The organism is Roseibium sp. RKSG952 (assembly GCF_009711355.1).
Genome location: NZ_SMMF01000252.1, coordinates 1 through 435, shown reverse-complemented (window position 1 = coordinate 435; position 435 = coordinate 1). Strand labels below are relative to the sequence as shown.

1 protein-coding gene is annotated in these 435 nt (G+C 60.2%); it reads left to right on the top strand.

All coding sequences use genetic code 11. The annotated features are described in order from the left end of the window. A partial coding sequence (locus tag E1297_RS00615) for a CSLREA domain-containing protein (protein ID WP_155132641.1) occupies positions 1–435 on the top strand: 435 nt, incomplete at both ends.

The window sequence follows — 435 nt, the reverse complement described above, 5'->3', positions numbered from 1 at the left end:
GGCCCGCTGGAAGAGGACGCCCGGGGCGAAGACCGGAACGTCGACGCCCTGGGCGTCAATGATGGCAGCTCCGTTGATGCCGGTGCCGTGGAGCTTCAGGTGGAAACGCCGGGTCTTGTCGTCACAACGGCTGCAGATATCGATGATCCCTTTGACGGTGAAACCTCCCTGCGAGAGGCGGTTGACTTTGCCAATAGTCTGGAAAATGGAACTGAACCCGACACGATCACTTTCGACAGCACGGTGTTCTTTGGCGAAGGCCAGCCGGTCATCCGGCTGACTGAGGGCGAACTGGAAATCACCGATGCGGTAATTATCGACGGATCGACGTCCGGACTGGGGAGCGTGACGATTACCGGCGATGCCTTGGGCAACGATCTCGACGCAGAGGGCAATACATCCGCCCAAGGCGGCTCCGGCATCACCGATGTCGCA